Source organism: Jiella mangrovi (assembly GCF_017815135.1).
GTDB lineage: Bacteria > Pseudomonadota > Alphaproteobacteria > Rhizobiales > Rhizobiaceae > Jiella > Jiella mangrovi.
In genome coordinates, this window is the sequence record NZ_JAGJCF010000019.1 from 59,242 (window position 1) to 79,922 (window position 20,681).

The window sequence follows — 20,681 nt, forward strand, 5'->3', positions numbered from 1 at the left end:
CCGGCAATGAGCGTTCTTCTCGACATTGACGGCCTCAAGGTGGTGTTCGAATCCCGCCATGGCGACGTCACCGCCGCCCGCAACGTCTGCCTGTCGATCGCTTCGGGCGAAATTCTCGGCGTCGTCGGCGAATCCGGCGCCGGCAAATCCACCATCGGCAATGCCGCCATGGGGCTTCTGGAACGGCCGGGCAAAGTCGCCGGCGGCACGGTGACGCTCGAGGGAGAGCGCATCGACGGGCTTCCGCCCGAGGCCATGCGCCGGCTGCGCGGGGCCAAGATCTCGATGATCTTCCAGGATCCGCTCACCTCCCTCGATCCGCTGCGCACCATCGCCGAACAGCTCGTCACCACCATGACGACCCACCTGCCTTTGTCGGAGCGCGAGGCGCGCAAGCGCGCCGTCGCGCTGATGCACGAGGTCGGCATTCCTGACCCCGAAGCGCGCATCGACGATTATCCGCACCAGTTTTCCGGCGGCATGCGCCAGCGCGTCGTCATTGCCCTTGCCCTTTGCGCCGAGCCCAACGTCATCATCGCCGACGAACCGACGACGGCCCTCGACGTGTCGATCCAGGCCCAGATCCTCGATCTGTTGCGCAAGCTGGTGAGGACCAAGGGCGCGGGGATGATCATCATCACCCACGACATGGGCGTGATCGCCGAGATCGCCGACCGGGTGGCGGTGATGTATCGCGGCGAGGTGGTGGAGGCCGGGCCGACCAGAAAGATCCTCGGCGATCCCGACCACGACTATACCAAGAGCCTGATTTCGGCGGTGCCGCGCCCCGACGTCAAGCTCGACCGCTTTCCCCTCGTCGAGCATATCGAAAGCGCCGGCAGCCGCCGCTCCCTGGACCTCAAGACCCACTGGCTCGGCCAGAAGCGCGATTACGGCGCTCTCGACGGGCCGCTCCTGTCGGTGCGCGATCTCGAAATGACGTTTCGCGTCGGGTCGATGTTCGGCGGCGGACGGCGCTCCGTGAACGCCGTCGACGGCGTCTCCTTCGACATCGCGGCGGGCGAGACCTTCGGCCTCGTCGGGGAATCGGGCTCGGGAAAATCGACCATCGCCCGGCTCGTCACCGGCATCTATCAGCCGACCGGCGGCGCCATCGTCTTTGCCGGCACCGACCTTGCCGGAATCACCCGGCGGCGCGAGCTGAACCGCCATCGCCGGCAGATGCAGATGATCTTCCAGGACCCCTATTCCTCGGTGAACCCGCGCAAGAAGGTGGGCGCGATCGTCGCCGAGCCGATCCTGTTTCACAAGCTCGCCGGCTCGCGCGCGGAGGTCAACCGCATCGTCGCCGACCTTCTCGATCACGTCGGCCTCGGCGCGAAGGTGGCTGGCAAGTATCCGCATGAATTTTCCGGCGGCCAGCGCCAGCGCATCTCGATCGCCCGCGCTCTCGCCACGCGCCCGCGCTTCCTGATCTGCGACGAGCCGACCTCGGCCCTCGACGTCTCGATCCAGGCCCAGGTCTTGAATCTTCTGAAGGATCTTCAGGCCGAGCTCGGCCTCACCATGCTGTTCATCAGCCACGATCTGCCGGTGATCCGCCAGATGTGCGACCGGGTCGCCGTCATGCGCCGCGGCCGGATCGAGGAGATCGCGCCGACCGAAGACCTCTTCGAACGCCCGCAGAACGAGTACACCCGCCATCTTCTCAAGCTGATGCCGAAAATGACCGGCGCCGCGGCGTGAACCGTCAGCTTTGCCCTCGAGGGCATCGTTTGACGGCCGCTTCGGCTTGCCCGCGACGCCGCTCAAGATCGGCACGCGGCGCTTTGCCGGGCAGAACGAGACAATCGCTGGTCACAGTTTCAATCACCGCGTGATTTGCGAAAACCCGTCGCCTCGGGATAAATCCCTTCCGATCGCGGGGGAGGCGGGTTGCCTGACGGTCCCGCCGAACCCGGCAGGAGAGGCGGCGCATGGACGCTCCCATCGAAAAGCAGGACACCCTGTTCGTCGCCTCCCTCGAAAAGGGGATGCGCATCCTCGAGGCCTTCGGCGAGGATCGCACCGAAATGGGCCTGCAGGAGCTTTCGGCGGCCTGCGGCCTCGACAAGAGCGCCGTCCAGCGTTTCACCAACACCCTCTGGCGCCTCGGCTATCTCGCCAAGGACCCGAAAACGCGTCGCTTCAGCCTGACGATCAAGTGCCTCGGCATCGCCAACGCCTATCTGTGGACCGAGGAGATCGTCCGGCGCGCCTTGCCGAAGATGATCGACCTTCGCAGCCAGGTCGGGGAGACGATCACCCTTGCCGTTCTCGACGGCGAGGACATCGTCTATGCCGCCCGCATGCCCAACGCGCGCACCAGCTACGCCGCCTCCATCATCGGACGCCGGGCGCCGGCGCTGAACACCTCCGGAGGGCGGGTGATCGTCTCGACGATGGCCGAAGCGGACCGCCGGCGCTGCGCCAACGAATGGCATCTGCGCCGCTTCACGGCGAACACCACCATGGAGCGGGACGCGATCCTTGCCGAAATCGAGACGGCGGCCGAACGCGGCTACAGCCTGTCGCGGGACGAGCTGATCATGAACGAGGTTGGCGTCGCTGCCCCGATAAGGGTCGACGGGCGCTACCGCGTTGCGGTGCACTGTTCCGTCTCGACGCTCAAGTGGAAGCCGCACGACGTCGAGGAGGCGATCGTGCCCGCGCTTCTCGACATGGCCAACTCGTTCTGATCGCTCGGGTGTTTCCGTCCCTAGCACGAGCGATCGCGCCGGCGCGGAGCCCTCGGCGCAACAGGCTGACAGGGCCAGCCTCACCGCATTGCACAAAAAATGTTCGCCAAAAGCGCTTGACTGAAAAGCCATCACCTTTCTAAGCTGATCATAATACGAACGACGATATCGCATTATGATACAACAGCCCGCTTTCAGGAGATCTCGGTGAAATCCGTTCTGACCAGCAGTGCCGCGCTTCTGGCGCTCGTCCTCACGACGCCGCTCGCTTACGCCGACAAGGCGAACGATACGCTCGACGTCGCCTTCACCAAAGAACTCGAGAATGTCGACAGCTACTTCAACTCCTCGCGCGAAGGCGTCGTCCTGCAGCGGGCGGTCTGGGACGGGCTGATCTATCGCGACCCGAAAACCGGTGATTATGTCGGCAATCTCGCGACCGAGTGGAAGTGGATCGACGACAAGACGCTGGAGCTCAAGCTGCGCAAGGGCGTCAAGTTCCACAACGGTGCCGACTTCACCGCCGACGACGTGGTCGCGACCGTCAATTTCGTCTCCGACATCAAGAACGGCGTGAAGACCCAGCGCAACGTCGACTGGATGAAGGGCGCCGAGAAGGTCGACGATTACACCGTCCGGATCATGCTGAAGGCGCCCTTCCCGGCGGCGATCGAATATCTGGCCGGACCGGTCTCGATCTACCCGAAGGAATACTACGAAAAGGTCGGCCCCTCGGGCATGGGGCTGAAGCCGGTCGGCACCGGCCCCTACAAGGTCGAATCGGTCGATCCCGGCAAGCATTTCGTCCTGGTCAAGAACGAGGACTATTTCGACGGGCCCAAGGGCAAGGCGAAGATCGGCAAGATCGACATCCGCACGATCCCCGACGTCAACACCCAGCTCGCCGACCTTTTCAGCGGCACGCTGGACTTCCTCTGGCAGGTGCCCGCCGACCAGGCCGAACAGATGGCGCAGATGGGGCAGTTCACCGTCGCCAACGAGAGCACCATGCGGATCGGCTATCTGACGCTCGATTCGGCGGGCCGCACGAAATCGCCGCTGACCGACCTCAAGGTCCGTCAGGCCATCGCCTACGCGATCGACCGCAAGGCGATCGTCGACACGCTCTTGAAGGGCAAGTCCAAGGTCCTGCACTCGACCTGCTTCCCCTCGCAGTTCGGCTGCACCGAGGACGTGCCGCAATATTCCTACGACCCGGAAAAGGCCAAGGAGCTCCTGAAGGAGGCGGGCTATCCGGACGGCTTTTCCATCGAGTTCACCGGCTATCGCGACCGGCTCTATGCCGAGGCGATCGCGAGCTACCTGCAGGCCGTCGGCATCGACGCCAAGCTGAACATGCTGCAATATTCGGCGCTCAGGGAAGCCAACATGAAGGGCGAGGAGCCCTTCACCTTCCAGACCTGGGGCTCCTATTCGATCAGCGACGCCTCGGCCTCGGTCAGCCAGTTCTTCAAGTTCGGCTCCCTCGACGACAACCGCGACGAAAAAGTGCGCGACTGGCTCGACATCGCCGACACCTCGATCGATCCGGAAAAGCGCAAGGAATACTACAAGAAGGCGCTGACGCGGATCGCCGAACAGGTCTATTGGGTTCCGCTGTTCACCTACAACACGAACTACGTCTTCACCAAGGACGTCGCCTACGAACCGACACCGGACGAGGTGCTGCGTTTCGTCGACATGTCGTGGAAATAGACGCAAACTGGAGCATGAGGCCCGGTTTCGAAATCCGGCCTCATGCTCCAGCCTCTTGTTTTCGCATCGGATGATCCGAAAACCTGATCCACTTTTCGGTCCGATGCTCTAGCGGCGGGTTCCCGCGATGCTTTCCTTCATTGCCAGGCGGCTTGGCCTTGCGGCGCTGGTTGCGCTCACGGTCTCGGCCTTGAGCTTCGGCCTCCTGTTCCTCTCCGGCGATCCGGCCTCGGCCATCGCCGGCGAGGGCGCGAACGACGCCGACATCGCGGCGATCCGCTCGTTCTACGGCTTCGACCGGCCGGTCATCGTGCAATATGGCGACTGGCTGTGGAGCGCGCTGCATGGCGATTTCGGCCAGAGCTACTATTTCCAGCTGCCGGTCTCCTCGCTGATCGCTGACCGGCTGTCGGTGACCATGACGCTGGGCGTCTGCGGCATTGTCTTCGCCCTCGCCGTCGCCATCCCGCTGGGTGTGGCAGCGGCGGTGCGGCCGAACTCGATCGTCGACCGCCTCGCCCTCTTCCTGTCGGTCGTCGGCCAGGCCATGCCGAGCTTCTGGTTCGGGCTGCTGCTGATCGTCCTCTTCGCCGTCAAGCTCGGCTGGCTGCCACCGTCGGGCACCCAGAGCTGGACCAACTTCGTCATGCCGACGGTGGTGCTCGGCTACTACGCCATGCCGGCCATCATGCGTCTCACCCGCGCCGGCATGCTCGAAGTGCTGGGCGCCGACTACATCCGCACCGCCCGCGCCAAGGGGGCGGGGGAATGGCGCGTCCTCTTCAAGCATGCCTTGCGCAACGCCGTCATCCCCGTCGTCTCGCTCGCCGCCGTCCAGATGGGCTTCATGCTCGGCGGCTCGATCGTGGTGGAATCGGTCTTCGCGCTGCATGGCGCCGGCTTCCTCGCCTGGGAGTCGATCGGCCGCAACGACCTGCCGACCGTGCAGGCGCTGATCCTGATCTTTTCCATGTTCTACATCGTCTTCACCTTCCTCGCCGACATCCTGAATGCCTGGCTGGACCCACGCATGAGGACGGGCTGAGATGAGCGCGGCAACCGACGCCAAGGACCTTTCGAGCGACACGACCGGCGTGACTGCGGATCCGCCGCTCGGGCCGGGCCGCATGGCGGCGCTGCGCGGGCGCATCTTCGGCCATGCCGGCTTCATGATCGGCGCCGGCGTGCTCCTCCTCATCGTCCTCCTCGCCCTCTTCGCGCCGCTCCTCGCCCCGCACGATCCCTACGCCCAGAACCTGATGATGCGCATGAAGCCGCCGGTCTTTCTCGGTGGCACCTGGGAGCACCCGCTCGGGACGGACCTCCTTGGCCGCGACTTCCTCTCGCGGCTTCTCTACGGGGCGCGCGTCTCGCTTCTGATCGGCATCGTCGCGGCGCTGATCTCCGGCGTCATCGGCACCACCATGGGGGTTCTCGCCGGCTATTTCGACGGCCGTGTCGACGCGGTCGTGACCTTCCTGATCAACTGCCGCCTGGCGATGCCCGTCGTCCTCGTGGCGCTCGCCATCGTCGCCGTCTTCGGCGGCTCGCTGACGGTCGTCGTCACGGTGCTGGGCCTCCTCCTGTGGGACCGCTTCGCCGTCGTCATGCGGGCCTCGACGCGGCAGATCCGCTCGCGCGAATACGTCACCGCCGCGCGGGCCATCGGCTGCTCGGTGCCGCGGATCGTGCTCACCGAGATCATGCCGAACCTTTTCAACAACCTCATCGTCGTGGCGACCCTGGAAATGGCCCACGCCATCCTTCTCGAAGCGGCGCTCTCCTTCCTCGGCCTCGGCGTCCAGCCGCCGACGCCCTCCTGGGGACTGATGGTGTCGGAAGGCAAGCAGATGCTCCTGTTCAATCCCTGGATGATCACCATCCCCGGCATCGCCCTCTTCGCCCTGGTGCTGGCGATCAACCTCCTCGGCGACGGCCTTCGCGACGTCACCGCGCCGGAGAACCGAAACTGATGCAGGCAAGCCAGGACGATCGGGCGAACGAGCCCCTCCTCGCCGTGAGGAACCTCACTATCGACATTCCCGTCGGCGGCGGCACGCTCCACGCCGTGCGCGGCATCGACTTCGAGCTGAAGCGGGGCGAGACGCTCTGCATCGTCGGCGAAAGCGGGTCGGGCAAGTCGCTGACCTCGCTCGCGGTGATGAAACTCCTCGGCAAGTCGATCAGGCCCCATGCCGACGCCATGACATTCGAGGGCACGGATCTGGCCAATGCCGGCCCCAAGGCGATGCGTCGCCTGCGCGGCGACCGGATCGCGATGATCTTCCAGGAGCCGATGACGGCGCTCAACCCGGCCTATACCGTCGGCGACCAGCTGATCGAGGCGATGCGGCTTCACCGGCCGGTGTCGAAGGCCGAGGCGCGCGCCCGAGCGCTCGACCTTCTCGGCAAGGTCGGCATCACCGCCGCCGAGAGCCGCTTCTCGCAATATCCCCACCAGCTCTCCGGCGGCCTTCGCCAGCGCATCGTCATCGCCATGGCCTTGATGTGCGAGCCCGACCTCGTCATCGCCGACGAGCCGACGACGGCGCTGGACGTCACCATCCAGGCGCAGATCCTGCGGCTTCTCGTCGACCTCCAGCGCGAGCTCGGCATGGCGATGATCCTCATCACCCACGATCTCGGCGTCGTCGCCCGCGTCGCCGATCGCGTCGCGGTGATGTATGCGGGCGAACTGGTCGAGACCGGTTCGGCGGCGGAAATCTTCAATGCCCCGCTGCATCCCTATACGCGCGGTCTCCTGCGCTGCATCCCCGTGCCGGACAAGACGAGACGCGGCGCCGATCTCGGCTCGATCCCCGGCATCGTGCCCTCGCTGATCGGCGAGGTGCGCGGCTGCGCCTTCCGCGACCGCTGCGACATGGCCGTCGCGGCCTGCGTCGAGCCGATCCCGGAGCGCAACGACGGCCCCGCCCATTCCTATCTCTGCGTCCACGACCAGGCCGCGCTGGCCGATGGTCCGGCCGCGCCAGACGATCGCGAGGTGCCCGCGTGAGCGCTGCCGATGCCGTGCCCCTTTCGGAAACGCCCCCCGTCCCCGAGGACGAGGCGCTTCTTCGGCTGAAGGAGGTCTCGAAGTCCTATTCCATCCGCCGCGGCCTTTTCGGCGAGCGCAAGACGCTGACCGCAGTCAAATCGGTCGATCTCGCTCTGGCAAGAGGCGAGGTGCTCGGCCTCGTCGGCGAAAGCGGCTGCGGAAAGTCGACGCTCGCCAAGATCCTGCTCGGCCTCGAAGCCCCCACCAGCGGCGACGTCCTGGTCGGCGGGCAGGCGCTCGCAGGACAGGACCGCACCAAGCTCGCGCGGCGCATCCAGCCGATCTTCCAGGATCCCTATTCCTCGCTCAATCCGCGCAAGACGGTCTTCGACATCGTCTCTCTGCCCTTGCGCATCCACGGGATCGGCGACGGGCCGTCGCGGCAGAAGCGCGTGACGGAGATCCTCGACATCGTCGGCCTGTCGAAGCGGGTGACGCGGGCCTTTCCCAACCAGCTCTCGGGCGGCCAGCGCCAGCGCGTCGCCATCGCCCGCGCCCTCGTCATGAAGCCGGAAATCGTCGTCTGCGACGAGCCGACCTCGGCCCTCGACGTCTCGGTTCAGTCGCAGATCCTGAACCTTCTGTCCGAGCTGCGCCGTGAATTCGGCCTGACCTATCTGTTCATCAGCCACGACCTCGCCGTCGTCCAGCATCTCGCCACCCGCGTCGCCGTCATGTATCTCGGCCGCATCGTCGAGGAAGCCGGCGTCGACGAGCTGTTCGAGACGCCGCGCCATCCCTATACCCGCGCCCTCCTCGATTCCGTCCTGACGCCCGACGCCTCGCTGGGCGTTCCCGACACCGAGCTCGGCGCCGCCTTTCCCAATCCGATCGACCCGCCGTCAGGTTGCGCGTTCCATCCGCGCTGTCCGAAGCGCTTCGCGCCCTGCGACCACGAATTCCCGCCGACGGTCCCGACCAAGAACGGCGGCTTCGTCGAGTGCCATCTCTACCGCGAGCGCGCCGGCGCCTCCCAATAGTCGAGACACAGAGAACCGATGAGCAGCTTTTCGCGATCTCAGATCGTCACCAAGCCGGCCCTTGCGTCGAGCGGCGGCATCGTCGCGGCCCAGCACCGCCGCGCCGCCGAGATCGGCGCCGAGGTCCTTGAGGCCGGCGGCGACGCGGTGGATGCGGCGACCGCCGTCTCCTTCGCGATCGGCGTTCTCGAGCCCTGGATGAGCGGGCCCGCCGGCGGCGGCGCGATGATGGTCTGGCGCGCCGACGAGGGCCGCGCAACGAGCGTCTCCTACGGCATGCGCTCGCCTGCCGGTCTGCGGATCGAGGACTATCCGCTCTCGGGCGAGGGCCGCGCCAACGACCTCTTTCCCTGGAAGGCCGTGGTCGAGGATCGCAATGTCGAGGGCGCCAAGGCCGTCGCCGTGCCCGGCACGACCGACGGCATCGGTCTCGCCCACCAGCGCTGGGGCCGCATGCCCTGGCGCGATCTTCTGGCCCCGGCGGTCCAGCTGGCCAAGGAGGGGCTGGAGGTCGACTGGTACGCCGCCTTGATGATCGCCTCGGCGACCCGCTCGCTCGCCAGGGATCCGGACGCCGCGGCTCTGTTTCTCGAAGACGGACAGTGGCCGACCATCGCCGGCTGGACGGCACTGTCGGACAAGCGCATCGCCATGCCGACCCTTGCCGACACGCTCGATGCACTTGCCCGGAATGGCCCGCGCGAACTCTATGACGGCGACGTCGGCGCGGCGCTCGCCGGCGACGTCGCGGCCAAGGGCGGCAGCCTGTCGCGCAGCGATCTGAAAGCCTACCGGGCCGAGGTCCAGGAGCCGCTGGTCGCGGACGCCTTCGGTGGACGCCTGCATCTTTCGCCGACGCTGACCGCCGGGCCGACCCTTGCCGCCGTGATGGCGAGACTGGCCGCCGCCTCGCCGCACGAGAGCCGGGCGCTCGCCGTCGCCGATGCGCTGAAGGCGTCCTATGAAGAGCGCCTCGCGACCATGGGCGACAACGAGCATCCCGCCGCCCCCGCCTCGACGACACATTTTTCGATCGTCGACCGGCACGGCAACATGGTGGCGATGACCCAGACGCTGCTTTCGGCCTTCGGCTCGCGCGTCGTCTCGCCCTCGACCGGGCTTCTCCTCAACAACGGCATCATGTGGTTCGACCCCGAACCGGGCCATCCCAATTCCCTGGCGCCCGGCAAGCGCTGCCTGATGAATGTCTGCCCCGCCGTCGGCGAGACGGCCTCGGGCGCACGCTTTGCCATCGGCGCGTCGGGCGGACGCAAGATCATGCCGGCGGTCGCGCAGCTCTCGGCGTTCCTGATGGCCGACGCCATGAGCCTCGACGAAGCCTTCCACGCGCCCCGCATCGATCTCAGCGGCGGCGACACGGTGGTCGCCGACGAGACGCTGCCGCGCGCCGAGATCGCGGCGCTGAAAACCCGGCACCAGGTCAAGCCGGCAAAGCGCACGGTCTTCCCTTATGCCTTTGCCTGCCCGGCGGGCGTGATGCGCAAGGGTGACGTCAATTACGGCGCGAGCGAGATCATGTCGCCCTGGGGCGATGCGGTGGCGGAAGACGGTCACACCGGCAGGGACGGCGAAGGGGAATAGACATGACGACGGACAGGCAGACTGCGATGGGCACCAAACAAGGAGCGCTCACGCGCATCTCCGAGTATTTCGAGGACGGCTTCCTCGCCGATCTCTCCCGTCTCGTCGAACACGAGACCGAGAGCCAGGACCCCGGCCGCAAGGCCGAACTGAAGCGTTATCTCGTTCAGGAGATGCAGCCGTTCCTCGAAAGCCTCGGCTGCTCCACGCAGCTTTTCGAGAACACCGACCCGCGCGGCGGCCCCTTCCTCGTCGGCGAGCGGATCGAGGACGAAAGCTTCGAGACGGTCCTCACCTATGGCCATGGCGACGTCATCCGCGCCCAGACCGACCAGTGGCGCGAGGGGCTCGCGCCGTTCCGTCTGGTCGTCGAGGGCGAACGCGTCTATGGCCGCGGCACGGCCGACAACAAGGGCCAGCATCTGATCAATCTGATGGCGCTGAAGACCGTCATCGCCGAGCGCGGCCGTCTCGGCTTCAACCTCAAGGTCGTCATCGAGATGTCCGAGGAGGCCGGCTCGGCCGGGCTCGCCGAGTTCTTCGCGGCCGAGAAGGAGCGGCTTTCCGCCGACGTCCTGATCGCCTCCGACGGGCCGCGCATCCAGCCGGACCGGCCGACCATGTTCATGGGCAGCCGCGGCGGGGTGAATTTCGACCTCAGGATCGACTATCGCGAGGGTGCCCATCATTCCGGCAACTGGGGCGGGCTCCTGAAGGACCCTGCGACCCGTCTCGCCCATGCGATCGCCGCCATCGTCGACGCGCGCGGCCAGATCCTGATCCCCGAATGGCGCCCGACCAGCCTGACGCCCGCGATCCGCGAGGCGATCGCCGCCTGCCCGCTCGGCACCCGCCAGCCGCCCATCGACGAGGACTGGGGCGAGGAGAGCCTGACGCCCGCCGAACGCGTCTTCGGCTGGAATTCCTTCGCCGTCCTCGCGATGAAATCCGGCGTGCCCGAGGCGCCGGTCAACGCCATTTCCGGCCATGCCGTCGCCCATTGCCAGCTGCGCTACGTCGTCGGCACCGACCCCGACGACATCCTGCCGGCGCTGCGGCGCCATCTCGATGCGCATGGCTTTTCCGACGTCGCGGTCAGCCCGGCCGATCGGGTGTTCTTCAAGGCGACGCGGCTCGATCCGGACCACCCCTGGGTCACCCGCGTCGCCGCCTCGATCGAGGCGACCACCGGCATGGCCCCGGTCATCCAGCCCAACCTCGCCGGCTCGTTGCCCAACGACAGTTTCACCGACATTCTCGGCCTGCCGACGATCTGGGTGCCGCATTCCTATCCCGGCTGTTCGCAGCACGCGCCCAACGAGCACGTCCTGCTTCCGACCTGCCGCTCGGCGCTCGACCTGATGACCGGCCTGTTCTGGGACATCGGCGAGCCGCGATCGCCGGCCTGAAGCAATAAGCGCCAAGGAACCAAGCGCCGACGACCGCAACGGTCTCTGACGAGCTGATCGCCGACGTTTGCATGAAAGCCGGGGGCGGACCGCTCTCAGGCGCGAAGCTCAGCTCGGCACGAGCTTGCGAAGCCGCGAGCCGTGGAACACCAGCGGCTCGATCTCCGGTCGGACCCCCAGCGTATGGATGTGCATCAGGACGATCTGATGGTCGCCCGCATCGACGACGGCGTGGACGGAGCAGTCGAACTGCGCCGCCGCGCCGTCGATGAAGATCGAGCCCCCCTCGCCTTTCGTCCAGGCGACACCGGCGAAGCGGTCGCCCTCCTTGGCCGACAGGCTCTTGACGGCGCGGTCATGGCAGTCGCTGAGGACCGACACGCCGATGCGTGCGGCGCCGGAAAATTTCGGCCAGGTCGACGAGGTGTTCTGGATGCAGACCGAGACGAGCGGCGGCTCCAGCGAGACCGGCGTGAAGGAGGCCGCCGCCATGCCGACCGGGGTATCGTCGATCATGGCGCAAAGCGCCGTGACGCCGGTCGGAAAGGAGGCGAAGGCGTTGCGCAGGGTGGCGGGATCCTGCGGCAGTTCGACGGCAATCGTCATGTGCGCGTTCCCATGAGCGTGACGTGGCGTTGGAAGGGGGGCAATCGGCGCGGGTCTGGATGCCGCATTGTGGTCTTTTCCTCAAGGATGGGGGGCGTCGCCAGCCCGACGGGTCAGGCGTGTGTCTGCCGGCTGCGCATCAGCGGCTGGATCTTCTGGCCGAACACCTCGACGCCGGTGTCGTAGTCGTCGAAGGAGAGCATCACGCCGCTGGTACCCGGCACCGTGGCCATTTCGTCGAGCATCCTTGCAACGCTCTCATAGCTGCCCACCAGGGTGCCGACATTCATGTTCACCCGCCCCGCCGGAAGATTGATGCGCTTGGAGCTCGACGTCTCGTCGGCGTTCTTGTCGCGCCCGCTCTGCTCGGCCATCCAGCCGAGCGCGGCGTCGTCGGCATTGTCGACGTATTTCTGCCATTTCTTCTCGGCGAGAGCGTCGGTCTCGTCGGCAATGATCATGACGAGCACATAGGAGCCGACGCTTCTTCCGGTCTCGGCGCAGGCCTCGGCGAGCTTGGCATTGGTGCCGGCATAGGCGGTCGGGGTGTTGATGCCGGTACAGAAGGTGAAGCCGTAATCGGCGTGCTCGGCGGCAAAGCGCAGGCCGCGCGGGCTCTGCCCCGCCGCCACGATCTCGACATTGCCGGTCGGGCGGGGCGACAGGACGCAGTCCTCCATCTGGAAGAACTCACCCTTGAAGTCGCTCCGCCCCTCGCCCCACAGATCGCGCAGGACGGTGACGTATTCGCTGGCATAGTCGTAGCGGTGGCCGAAATATTCGTCGCCCGGCCACAGCCCCATCTGCGAATATTCCGCCGGCTGCCAGCCCGTCACAATATTGATGCCGACGCGGCCCGGCGCGACGGAATCGATGGTCGCCGCCATGCGCGCGGCCAGCGCCGGCGGCAGCGTCAGGATGGCCGAGGACGCGAAGATCTTCGCCTTGGTGGTGACGGCGGCCAGAGCCGCGGTCAGGGTGAAGCCTTCCAGGCAGGCGTTCCAGTAGCCGGTTTCGCCGCCAAAGCCGCGGAACTTGATCATCGAGAGGCCGAAATCGAGATCGTAGGTCTCGATCTGCCGCATCACCTCCAGATGCATGGCGTAGGTCGGATCGAACTGCTTGGAAGCGGTCGAGACCATGTAGCCGTTGCGGCCATTGGGAAGAAAGACACCGATATCCATGACGAAATCCCGAGAACAGAAGGAAACGATCAGGCGAAGAAGGCGCCGCCATTGACGTGGATGGTCTGGCCGTTGACGAAGCTCGCCTTCGAGGACAGGAGCGTCACCGCGATGTCGGCGACCTCCTCGGCCGTGCCCATGCGCGCCGGCAGCGTCGTCTTGACGAGCTCGGCCAGCGCTTCTTCCGAGTAGCCGCCACGCGGCTGCGCGGTGTCGATGACGCCGGGCGCTATGCAGTTCACGCGGATGTCGAGGGGCCGCAGCTCGATGGCGAGGGCGCGGGTCAGCCCGATGATGCCGCCCTTGGAGGCGCAGTAATGGGCCGAATCCACCCAGCCCTGCACCGCGAGCGAGGACATCGAGACCATGGCGGCCGAGGCCGCGCCGCTCGCCTTGACGTTTCGGGCGAAGGCCTGGGCGATGAAGGCGGTGCCGCGCAGGTTGATGCCGAGCGTGGTGTCCCAGGTCTCGGGCGTCATTTCCAGAAAGGGCTGGCGCGGATAGACGCCGGCATTGTTGCAAAGGAGATCGAGCCCGCCCAGCGCTTCGGCGGCGTCCGCGACCAGCGCGGCGTGGCAGGAGAGATCGGCGACGTCGCCCCTAAGCGTCACGGCGGTGCGGCCGAGGGCGCGGATGTCGGCGGCGATGGCCTCGGCGGCGTCGGCATCGTCGAGATAGTTGACGGCGACATCGGCGCCGGCCTTTGCCGCGGCGCGGGCCACGGCCTCGCCGATGCCCTGCTGGGCGCCGGTGACGAGGAGTTTACGGCCTTGAAGGTCCATGATGGTTGGGTCTCCCTACGCGATGATGAGAAGGTCGGGGCGCCGCCCGGCGGCGTCAGATCATGTAATGGCCGCCATTCATGTTGAGCGAGACGCCGGTGTAGAAGCCGCCCTCCTCGCTGGCGAGGAGAAGCGCGCTGCCCGCGACTTCCTCCACGCGGCCGAGACGTTTCATCGGCAGCTGGGCCACCACGGCATCGACCACCTCCGGCGGCAGGCTCGCCACGAGAGGCGTGTCGATCGGGCCGGGGGCGAGGCAGTTGACGGTGATGCCGGCCTCCGCCGTCTCGTGGGCGAGCGCTTTGGTGAAACCGAAGATGCCGGCCTTGGCGGCGCAATAGGGCACCATGCCGGGCGCGCCGCGATGGCCGAGCTGCGAGGCAAGGTTGATGATCCGCCCCCATCTGGCCGCGCGCATGGCCGGCAGCACCGCCTGGGTGACGAGGAAGGTGCCGGTGAGATGGACGGCGAGCATCCGGTTCCAAAGCGCGAGGCTGACATCCTCGAGCGGTGCCACCTCGTCGATGCCGGCGGCATTGACGAGGATCGTCGGCGCGCCGAGCGCTGTGGTGATCTCATCGAGCGCAGTGGCGACGCCTTCGGGGTCGGTCACGTCGCAGGCGGCATAGTGGAAGTCAGCGCCAATCGCCTCGAGCTCGGCGCGAACCTTGTCCGGCAGGGCCGTGCCGAGGTCGATGATCGCGACCTTGGCGCCCTCGCTGGCAAAGAGGTTGGCGATGGCGCGGCCGATGCCGCTGGCGCCGCCGGGGACGAGGGCCGTGCGCCCTTTCAGCTTGCCGGTCATCGCCTCAGCCCGCCCATGCCGGCGCGGTCGGGGCGCCAACGGACAGCATCCGGTCCGAGATCGCGCGAAATTCGCTGAACTGATCGATGCTCTCGTCGAGAGCCGCGACCTTTTCGTGATTGATACAGTGCACGAGATGTCCTTTCGCGGGATATTCGGCGGGTGGCTTTGCGGTCCGGCAGGCGGGCTCGACGAAGGGGCAGCGCGAGGCGAGAGGACAGCCCGGCGGCAGATCGACGGGGCTCGGGATCTCGCCCTCCAGCTTCAGCCGCTCGGGCGCCTTCAGCGAGGGATGCGGCAGCAGGACGGAGGCCATCAGGCCGACCGAATAGGGATGTCGCGGCCGCGCGCAGACCTCTTCCGCCGGTCCCGTCTCCATCACCGAGCCGAGATAGAGAACGGTGATCCGGCTCGAGAGAAAGCGCACCGTGGAAAGATCGTGGGAGATGAAGAGATAGGCGATCCCCGTCTCCGCCTGGAGGCGGATCAGGAGATCGACGATCTCGGCGCGCGAGGTCGGATCGAGCGCCGAGGTCGGCTCGTCGAGGACGAGAAGATCAGGCTTCGACATGATCGCCCGCCCGATCGCCGCGCGCTGCAACAGGCCGGGGCTGAGGTCCGAGGGCAGGCTTTCGGCCACCCGCTCGGAAATGCCGATGAGGGCGAGCACCTCGCGCAGCCGCTTCACCCGGTCGGGACCCGAAACCCCCAGATAGATCAGCGGCTCCATCATCGCCCGCGCGATCGTTTCACGTGGATTGAAGGATTCCATCGGCTCCTGGAACAGAAGCTGGATGCGGCCGCGCACCTCCGGGTGGCGGATGTTGCGGGCCGTCGTCATCGGTTCGCCGTCGAACACGATGCTGCCCTTTGTCGCCTCGATCAGACCGACGACGCAGCGGCCGACCGTGGTCTTGCCCGATCCCGATTCCCCCACCAGCGCAAGGGTCTCGCCGCGCGCGATCTCGAGATCGACGCCGTTCAGCGCCTGCACCAGCTTGGCCGAGCCGGATATGGCGAAATGCTTGACGAGGCCGGAGACGGTGAGAAGCGTCATGCCACGGCCTCCACCGGGAAGTGGCAGCGCACGCGGCGCCCGGGCGCGACGTCGCGCAGGGCCGGCGCCTCTGCGATACAGCGCGGCTGACGGCGCACGCAGCGCTCGGCGAAGCGGCAGGCTGGCGAAGCGGCGGTCTTAAGCGGGGCGGCGGTCCATTGGCGCCGCAGCGAAACACTGTGGGCGAAGGCGGCCATCAGGAGAACCGAATAGGGATGGTGCGGCCGGTCGAAGAACGCCTTTCGCGGCGCGTCCTCCACCACCTCGCCATCGTAAAGGATCACGATGCGGTCGCAGTAATGGGCGGTGACGGCGATGTCGCGGGTGATCAGAAGCGCCGCGACGCCCTTGTCCTCGACCAGCGCCTTGAAGAGGTCGAGCACCTGCCGCTGCACCGTCACGTCCAGCGCCGAGGTGGCGTCGTCGGAAATGACGAGGCCGGGATTGCAGGCGAGCGCGATGGCGATGACGACGCGCTGGGCCATCCCGCCGGAGAGTTCGTGCGGCCATGCGTCGAGCCGGCGTTCCGGATCGGGGATCGCGACGGCGCGCAGCATCTGGAGCGCCCGCTCGCGCGCCTCGGCCTTGCCGAGCCGCAGATGGTGGCGGATCACATTGGTGATCTGCGTGCCGACGGTGAGGACGGGGTTGAGCTCGTTGCGCGGATTGGACACGATCATCGCGATGTCGCGGCCGGGCCGCACCGGGCTGTCGTCGCGGCCGATCCGGCTGATTGGCGCGCCGCGATAGTCCATCTCGCCGCAGACGAGCCGGCCATCGCCGGGGATCGCGTCCATGATTGTGCGGGCAAGCAGCGTCTTGCCGGCGCCTGCCTCGCCGACGAGGCCGACCATCTCGCCGGCATCGATGGCAAGGTCGATCCCGGCCAGCGCCGTGCGGGGCTCGCCGCCATAGCGGGGATAGGCGACGGTGAGGTTGCGCAGGGCGATCACCGGCGCCTCGTTCTCGATGGTTCGGGCAAGGGCCATGGCCATCTCCTAGACGCGGGTTCTGGGATCGAGCGCGAAATAGAGAAGGTCGACCACGAGATAGACGACCAGCGAAAGCATCGCAGCGAACAGGACGAAGCCGAGCACCGGATTGACGTCGGCGTTGAGAACGCCCGCGACGGCGTATTGTCCGGCCCCGCCCCAGCCGAACACGATCTCGACGAGCACCGCCGAGCCGATGAGGAAGCTGTAGAGCACCGAGACGATGGTGATGATGTTGGGAAGCGAGGCGCGGAAGGCCTGGGCGCGCACGGTCCTGCGCGGCAGCCCGCTGAGCCTGGCGAAAGCGATGTAGTCCGAGGAGAGCGCCCGGTCCATGGTCGACTGGGTGATCTTCAGGATCGGCCCGGCATTGACGAGCCCGAGGGTGAGGACGGGCAGGATCAGATGTCCGAGCGCCGACCAGAACACGTCGAAGCGCCCCTCGATCAGGCTGTCGATCAGAACCGAGCCGGTGATCGTTTCGGGTGGGATCAGCATGAAGGAGAAGCGCCCGAGCGGCGCCGGCGCGATCTGCAGCACCGAATAGAAAACGAAGATGAGGACGAGGGCGAGCCAGAAATCGGGCAGCGCGCCGGCCAAAAGCCCGTATCCGTCGGCAAAGCGGCGCAGCGCACCGCGCTTGTGCATGGACGAGGCGACGCCGAGCGGAATGCCGATGGCGAGCGCCAGAAGAAGGCTCAGCGTCACCAGTTCCAGCGTCGCGGGAAAGCGTTGCAGAAGGTCGGTCAGAACCGGATTGGCCGTCTGCCACGACATGCCGAGATCGCCCCGGGCCACATTGCCGAGATAGATGAAGAACTGGTTCACCAGCGGCTGGTCGAGGCCCATCTGGCTGCGCAGATTGGCGACGGCGTCGGCGGTGGCGTTGGGTCCGAGCATCAGGACGGCCGGATCGCCGGGAATGAGCTTGATCAGGAAGAAGCTGATGGCGACGATGCCGATCAGTTGCGGGATCACGAACAGCAGCCGTCTTGCGATATAGCGCAGGATCTGCATCTCAGTCTCCCGCCGGGCTGGCGCGGCGCCCGGCTTCGCGCAGGAGGCGGCCGCGGGCGACGGGATCGGCCAGAACCTCGATCGAGGCGCCGATGAGGGCGAAGCCGAAAACCGTGAGGCCGAGGGCGAGGCCCGGAAACACCGAGGGCCACCACTGCCCGGTCATGACGTTCTGGAAGCCCGCGGCGATCATCGAGCCCCATTCGGGCGTCGGCGCCTCGACGCCCGCGCCGACGAAGCTGAGGCAGGCGGTGATCAGGATCGACCAGCCGATATTGACCGAGAGCTGCGAGAGAACCGGCGCGATCGCGTTGGGGATCACGTGGCGCCGCAGGATGGTGATGTCGGAGGCGCCGGCCACATAGGCGGCTTCGACGAAACGCATGCCGCGAAGCGTCAGCACCTGGGTGCGCATCAGCCGCAGATAGATCGGGATCGATACGAAGGCGATCGCCGCCACGATCGAGGCGATCGACTGGCCGAACACGGCGACGAGGCAGATCGCGAAGACGAAGACCGGAAACGCCTGCAACACGTCCGCCACGCGCATGACGGCGGATGCCAGGAGCGCCTGATGTCGCCGCCGTCCCTCGTAATAGCCGACGAGCGCGCCGAGCGGCGTGCCGATCAGCGCCGACGTCATGGTTCCCAGGAGGGCGATGACGAGATCGATGCGCGGCGCGTAGATGATCCGCGTGGCGATATCCATGCCGGTATTGTCGGTGCCCATCCAGTGGGCCGCCGAGGGCGGCTCGAGATAGGCGGCGGGGTCGGCGCGCACCGGGTCGTAGGGGCTGATCACCCCGGCAAAGACGGTGAGAAGGAGCACCACGGCGATGATGACGTAGCCGACGGCAAAGCCCGGCCGCAGCCGCGCGACGGTGACGACGAAGTCCAGCGCCCCGCGCGCCCGGCCTCTGGGGGCTCTGACCGGGGCTGCCGCATCACGCATCATGCTGTCGGTGGCGACCATGGCGGGACCTCTTGCGGGCGGCATCAGCCGAAGGACATGTCCTGAAAGCGCATGTTGTTGGACGTGTAGTAGGTGAAGCCCTTGAGGTTGGCCCGCCGGTTCACCGTGAAGTTCGGATAGGCGATGAAGATCCACGGCGCTTCCTTGCCGACGATCTTCTGGACCTCGTCCATCAGCGCGAAGCGCTTTTTCGTATCGGCGGTGACGGCGCCCTCGGCGAGCAGCGCGTCGACCTTCTCGTTCGCGTAGTTGCCGTAGTTCGAGAAGGTCTTGCTGTCGAAATAAAGCTGCATCGAATAGAGCGGATCAGGGCACCAGGGCGTGTCGGTGAAGAAGATCATCGGCTGGGTGCGGCCCGAGACCTCGTTGAAGAACGTTCCGGCGGGGATCTTCTTCAACGACACCTTGACGCCGATGTCGCGCAGCGCGGTCTGGAACAGGATCGCCATCGGCTCCTGGATCGGATCGCCGGCATTGTAGGCGAGGGTGGTCTCGAACCCGTCCGGCAGGCCCGCCTTGGCAAGGAGTTCGCGCGCCTTGTCGAGATCGTCGGAATAGGCCGCTGTGTCTTCGACGAAGCCGGGATAGATTGCCGGCATGGTGCCGTCCATCGCCGTCGCCGTGCCACGGAAGATGGTCTTGAGGACCTCCTTGGTCGGGAAGGCGTAGTTCATCGCCTGGCGCACCTCGACCTTGTCGAAGGGCGCGAATTTGGTGTTCAGCTCGACCCAGAACATCGGCGAGGCGGAAACGGTCTCCGACTTGACCCCGGGCACGGATTTGAGGCGCTCGATCTCCAGCGGCTGCAGCGTCTGCGCGATGTCGACGGCGCCGCCCTGGAGCAGCGAAACGCGGGTCGCGGAGGTCGGCACCTCCTTGTAGAGCACCTGCGCGATCGCCGGGGCGCCGCCATAATAGTCGCTGCGACCCTCCAGGACGACCTGCTGGCCCCGGGCGAGAAGCTTGATCCGGTAGGGGCCGAAGCCGGCGCTCTCATTGGCCAGGAAATCGCGCGCCCAGGGGTCGGCCTTCGTCGCCATTTCCTTGCATTTCGTCGAGTCGAGGATGTTGTTGTAGAGGTTGAGCTGCAGCTTCATCAGAAGCGGGCTCGCCTGCGGCAGCTGGAACCGCACCGTATATTTGTCGACGGCGACGATGTTGTCCGGCCCGCTCATGGCCAGGAGCTTGGTGAAGAAGCCGCCGATCGCCCCGAGCGCGAATTTGCGCGCCCATGTCCAGACCACGTCCTCGGCGGTCAGTTCGTTGCCCCAGTTGGACAGGACGCCCTTGCGCAGCTTGAACTCCGCCCAAGTTCCGTCCTCGCCCGCCGTCCAGCTCTCGGCGAGCTTGCCGACGGCGTTGATGCCGCCGGGAAGCTCGGGATAGCTCGCCACGTCCTCGCGCAGGATCTCCGGCGCGTCCGGGTCGGGAATGGTCTTGAAGGCGATCAGGCTGTCGTAGAGACAGCCGATCATGTCGATCGTGCCGAGCGAGCCGTCGAACTCGCTGTCGAGGGACTGGGGCGTCGCCGGCGCCGCGATCACCAGCGGCTTGCCCTGGGCAAGAGCGGGGACGGAAGAAAGCGCCGAACCGAGGCTGCCGAGCCCCGCCGTCGCGGCGAGGGACGCTGCGCCCGTCGCCAGAAACCGGCGGCGATCGATCGGAAAGCGGGGCGTTTGGCTCATGACACGAAATGCTCCTCACGCGGCCAGGCGCGAACCTGCCGGTCAAGCCCGGGAATCGGGCACAATCGGGACGTCTGGATCGGCAATTCTTCAGGCCGGCGGATCTCTCGTCCGCC

General features: G+C 66.7%; 18 protein-coding genes. 9 read left to right on the forward strand and 9 right to left on the reverse strand.

Features of this window, described 5'->3' with window-relative positions; genetic code table 11:
• The first annotated feature begins 6 nt into the window (after nt 1-6).
• The 9 genes from J6595_RS19260 (at nt 7) to J6595_RS19300 (ending at nt 11,464) form a co-directional block, all read left to right on the forward strand.
• Nucleotides 7-1,707: a dipeptide ABC transporter ATP-binding protein gene (locus J6595_RS19260; protein ID WP_209596777.1), complete on the forward strand. Its 1,701-nt coding sequence runs from the start codon at nt 7-9 to the stop codon at nt 1,705-1,707.
• Nucleotides 1,708-1,937: 230 nt separating this feature from the next.
• On the forward strand, nt 1,938-2,699 hold the full coding sequence (locus J6595_RS19265; RefSeq protein ID WP_209596780.1) for an IclR family transcriptional regulator: 762 nt from the start codon (nt 1,938-1,940) through the stop codon (nt 2,697-2,699).
• A gap of 207 nt (nt 2,700-2,906) precedes the next feature.
• Nucleotides 2,907-4,415, forward strand: a complete 1,509-nt coding sequence (locus J6595_RS19270) for an ABC transporter substrate-binding protein (protein WP_342453249.1) — start codon at nt 2,907-2,909, stop codon at nt 4,413-4,415.
• Between the two features lie 127 nt (nt 4,416-4,542).
• Nucleotides 4,543-5,460, forward strand: a complete 918-nt coding sequence (locus J6595_RS19275; RefSeq protein ID WP_209596782.1) for an ABC transporter permease — start codon at nt 4,543-4,545, stop codon at nt 5,458-5,460.
• A gap of 1 nt (nt 5,461) precedes the next feature.
• On the forward strand, nt 5,462-6,388 hold the full coding sequence (locus J6595_RS19280) for an ABC transporter permease (protein WP_209596784.1): 927 nt from the start codon (nt 5,462-5,464) through the stop codon (nt 6,386-6,388).
• On the forward strand, nt 6,388-7,431 hold the full coding sequence (locus J6595_RS19285; RefSeq protein ID WP_209596786.1) for an ABC transporter ATP-binding protein: 1,044 nt from the start codon (nt 6,388-6,390) through the stop codon (nt 7,429-7,431). Before J6595_RS19280 ends, J6595_RS19285 begins: the two co-directional genes overlap by 1 nt.
• Nucleotides 7,428-8,453: an ABC transporter ATP-binding protein gene (locus J6595_RS19290; protein WP_342453250.1), complete on the forward strand. Its 1,026-nt coding sequence runs from the start codon at nt 7,428-7,430 to the stop codon at nt 8,451-8,453. The genes J6595_RS19285 and J6595_RS19290 overlap by 4 nt, the downstream gene beginning before the upstream one ends.
• A gap of 18 nt (nt 8,454-8,471) precedes the next feature.
• Nucleotides 8,472-10,055: a gamma-glutamyltransferase gene (locus J6595_RS19295; RefSeq protein WP_209596788.1), complete on the forward strand. Its 1,584-nt coding sequence runs from the start codon at nt 8,472-8,474 to the stop codon at nt 10,053-10,055.
• A gap of 26 nt (nt 10,056-10,081) precedes the next feature.
• On the forward strand, nt 10,082-11,464 hold the full coding sequence (locus tag J6595_RS19300) for a M20 family metallopeptidase (RefSeq protein ID WP_209596827.1): 1,383 nt from the start codon (nt 10,082-10,084) through the stop codon (nt 11,462-11,464).
• A 108-nt stretch (nt 11,465-11,572) separates the two neighbouring features.
• Here the strand turns inward: J6595_RS19300 and J6595_RS19305 are convergent, their stop codons facing one another.
• From J6595_RS19305 to J6595_RS19345, 9 genes are all read right to left on the reverse strand, one after another.
• Nucleotides 11,573-12,070 carry a flavin reductase family protein gene (locus tag J6595_RS19305; protein ID WP_209596790.1) on the reverse strand — a complete coding sequence of 166 codons (498 nt, stop codon included), beginning with the start codon at nt 12,068-12,070 and terminating at the stop codon, nt 11,573-11,575.
• Nucleotides 12,071-12,183: 113 nt separating this feature from the next.
• Nucleotides 12,184-13,254 (reverse strand): pyrimidine utilization protein A, encoded by a 1,071-nt coding sequence (rutA, locus tag J6595_RS19310; RefSeq protein ID WP_209596792.1) that lies wholly within the window; start codon nt 13,252-13,254, stop codon nt 12,184-12,186.
• Between the two features lie 29 nt (nt 13,255-13,283).
• A complete protein-coding gene (locus J6595_RS19315) occupies nt 13,284-14,036 on the reverse strand; it encodes an SDR family NAD(P)-dependent oxidoreductase (RefSeq protein WP_209596794.1) in 753 nt (250 codons plus the stop codon).
• A gap of 55 nt (nt 14,037-14,091) precedes the next feature.
• Nucleotides 14,092-14,841: an SDR family NAD(P)-dependent oxidoreductase gene (locus J6595_RS19320; RefSeq protein WP_209596795.1), complete on the reverse strand. Its 750-nt coding sequence runs from the start codon at nt 14,839-14,841 to the stop codon at nt 14,092-14,094.
• 4 nt (nt 14,842-14,845) lie between these two features.
• Nucleotides 14,846-15,898, reverse strand: a complete 1,053-nt coding sequence (locus tag J6595_RS19325) for an ABC transporter ATP-binding protein (protein ID WP_209596797.1) — start codon at nt 15,896-15,898, stop codon at nt 14,846-14,848.
• Complete coding sequence (locus J6595_RS19330) at nt 15,895-16,887, reverse strand: ABC transporter ATP-binding protein (RefSeq protein ID WP_209596800.1); 993 nt, start codon at nt 16,885-16,887, stop codon at nt 15,895-15,897. The genes J6595_RS19325 and J6595_RS19330 overlap by 4 nt, the downstream gene beginning before the upstream one ends.
• 9 nt (nt 16,888-16,896) lie before the next feature.
• A complete protein-coding gene (locus J6595_RS19335; protein ID WP_209596802.1) occupies nt 16,897-17,907 on the reverse strand; it encodes an ABC transporter permease in 1,011 nt (336 codons plus the stop codon).
• Nucleotide 17,908: 1 nt separating this feature from the next.
• Nucleotides 17,909-18,880, reverse strand: coding sequence for an ABC transporter permease (locus J6595_RS19340; RefSeq protein WP_209596804.1), 972 nt, complete (start codon nt 18,878-18,880; stop codon nt 17,909-17,911).
• Between the two features lie 23 nt (nt 18,881-18,903).
• Entirely contained in the window at nt 18,904-20,565 is a 1,662-nt protein-coding gene (locus J6595_RS19345; RefSeq protein ID WP_209596806.1) for an ABC transporter substrate-binding protein, read from the reverse strand.
• Between the last annotated feature and the right edge of the window lie 116 nt (nt 20,566-20,681).

What these genes read in the sequence shown, in the direction of transcription:
- J6595_RS19345 (WP_209596806.1), bottom strand. Translation starts at nt 20,565, where the DNA reads ATGAGCCAAACGCCCCGCTTTCCGATCGATCGCCGCCGGTTTCTGGCG.
- J6595_RS19340 (WP_209596804.1), bottom strand. Translation starts at nt 18,880, where the DNA reads ATGGTCGCCACCGACAGCATGATGCGTGATGCGGCAGCCCCGGTCAGA.
- J6595_RS19280 (WP_209596784.1), top strand. Translation starts at nt 5,462, where the DNA reads ATGAGCGCGGCAACCGACGCCAAGGACCTTTCGAGCGACACGACCGGC.
- J6595_RS19265 (WP_209596780.1), top strand. Translation starts at nt 1,938, where the DNA reads ATGGACGCTCCCATCGAAAAGCAGGACACCCTGTTCGTCGCCTCCCTC.
- J6595_RS19315 (WP_209596794.1), bottom strand. Translation starts at nt 14,036, where the DNA reads ATGGACCTTCAAGGCCGTAAACTCCTCGTCACCGGCGCCCAGCAGGGC.
- J6595_RS19305 (WP_209596790.1), bottom strand. Translation starts at nt 12,070, where the DNA reads ATGACGATTGCCGTCGAACTGCCGCAGGATCCCGCCACCCTGCGCAAC.
- J6595_RS19300 (WP_209596827.1), top strand. Translation starts at nt 10,082, where the DNA reads ATGGGCACCAAACAAGGAGCGCTCACGCGCATCTCCGAGTATTTCGAG.
- J6595_RS19320 (WP_209596795.1), bottom strand. Translation starts at nt 14,841, where the DNA reads ATGACCGGCAAGCTGAAAGGGCGCACGGCCCTCGTCCCCGGCGGCGCC.
- J6595_RS19295 (WP_209596788.1), top strand. Translation starts at nt 8,472, where the DNA reads ATGAGCAGCTTTTCGCGATCTCAGATCGTCACCAAGCCGGCCCTTGCG.
- J6595_RS19275 (WP_209596782.1), top strand. Translation starts at nt 4,543, where the DNA reads ATGCTTTCCTTCATTGCCAGGCGGCTTGGCCTTGCGGCGCTGGTTGCG.
- J6595_RS19285 (WP_209596786.1), top strand. Translation starts at nt 6,388, where the DNA reads ATGCAGGCAAGCCAGGACGATCGGGCGAACGAGCCCCTCCTCGCCGTG.
- J6595_RS19325 (WP_209596797.1), bottom strand. Translation starts at nt 15,898, where the DNA reads ATGACGCTTCTCACCGTCTCCGGCCTCGTCAAGCATTTCGCCATATCC.
- J6595_RS19335 (WP_209596802.1), bottom strand. Translation starts at nt 17,907, where the DNA reads ATGCAGATCCTGCGCTATATCGCAAGACGGCTGCTGTTCGTGATCCCG.
- J6595_RS19260 (WP_209596777.1), top strand. Translation starts at nt 7, where the DNA reads ATGAGCGTTCTTCTCGACATTGACGGCCTCAAGGTGGTGTTCGAATCC.
- rutA (WP_209596792.1), bottom strand. Translation starts at nt 13,254, where the DNA reads ATGGATATCGGTGTCTTTCTTCCCAATGGCCGCAACGGCTACATGGTC.
- J6595_RS19330 (WP_209596800.1), bottom strand. Translation starts at nt 16,887, where the DNA reads ATGGCCCTTGCCCGAACCATCGAGAACGAGGCGCCGGTGATCGCCCTG.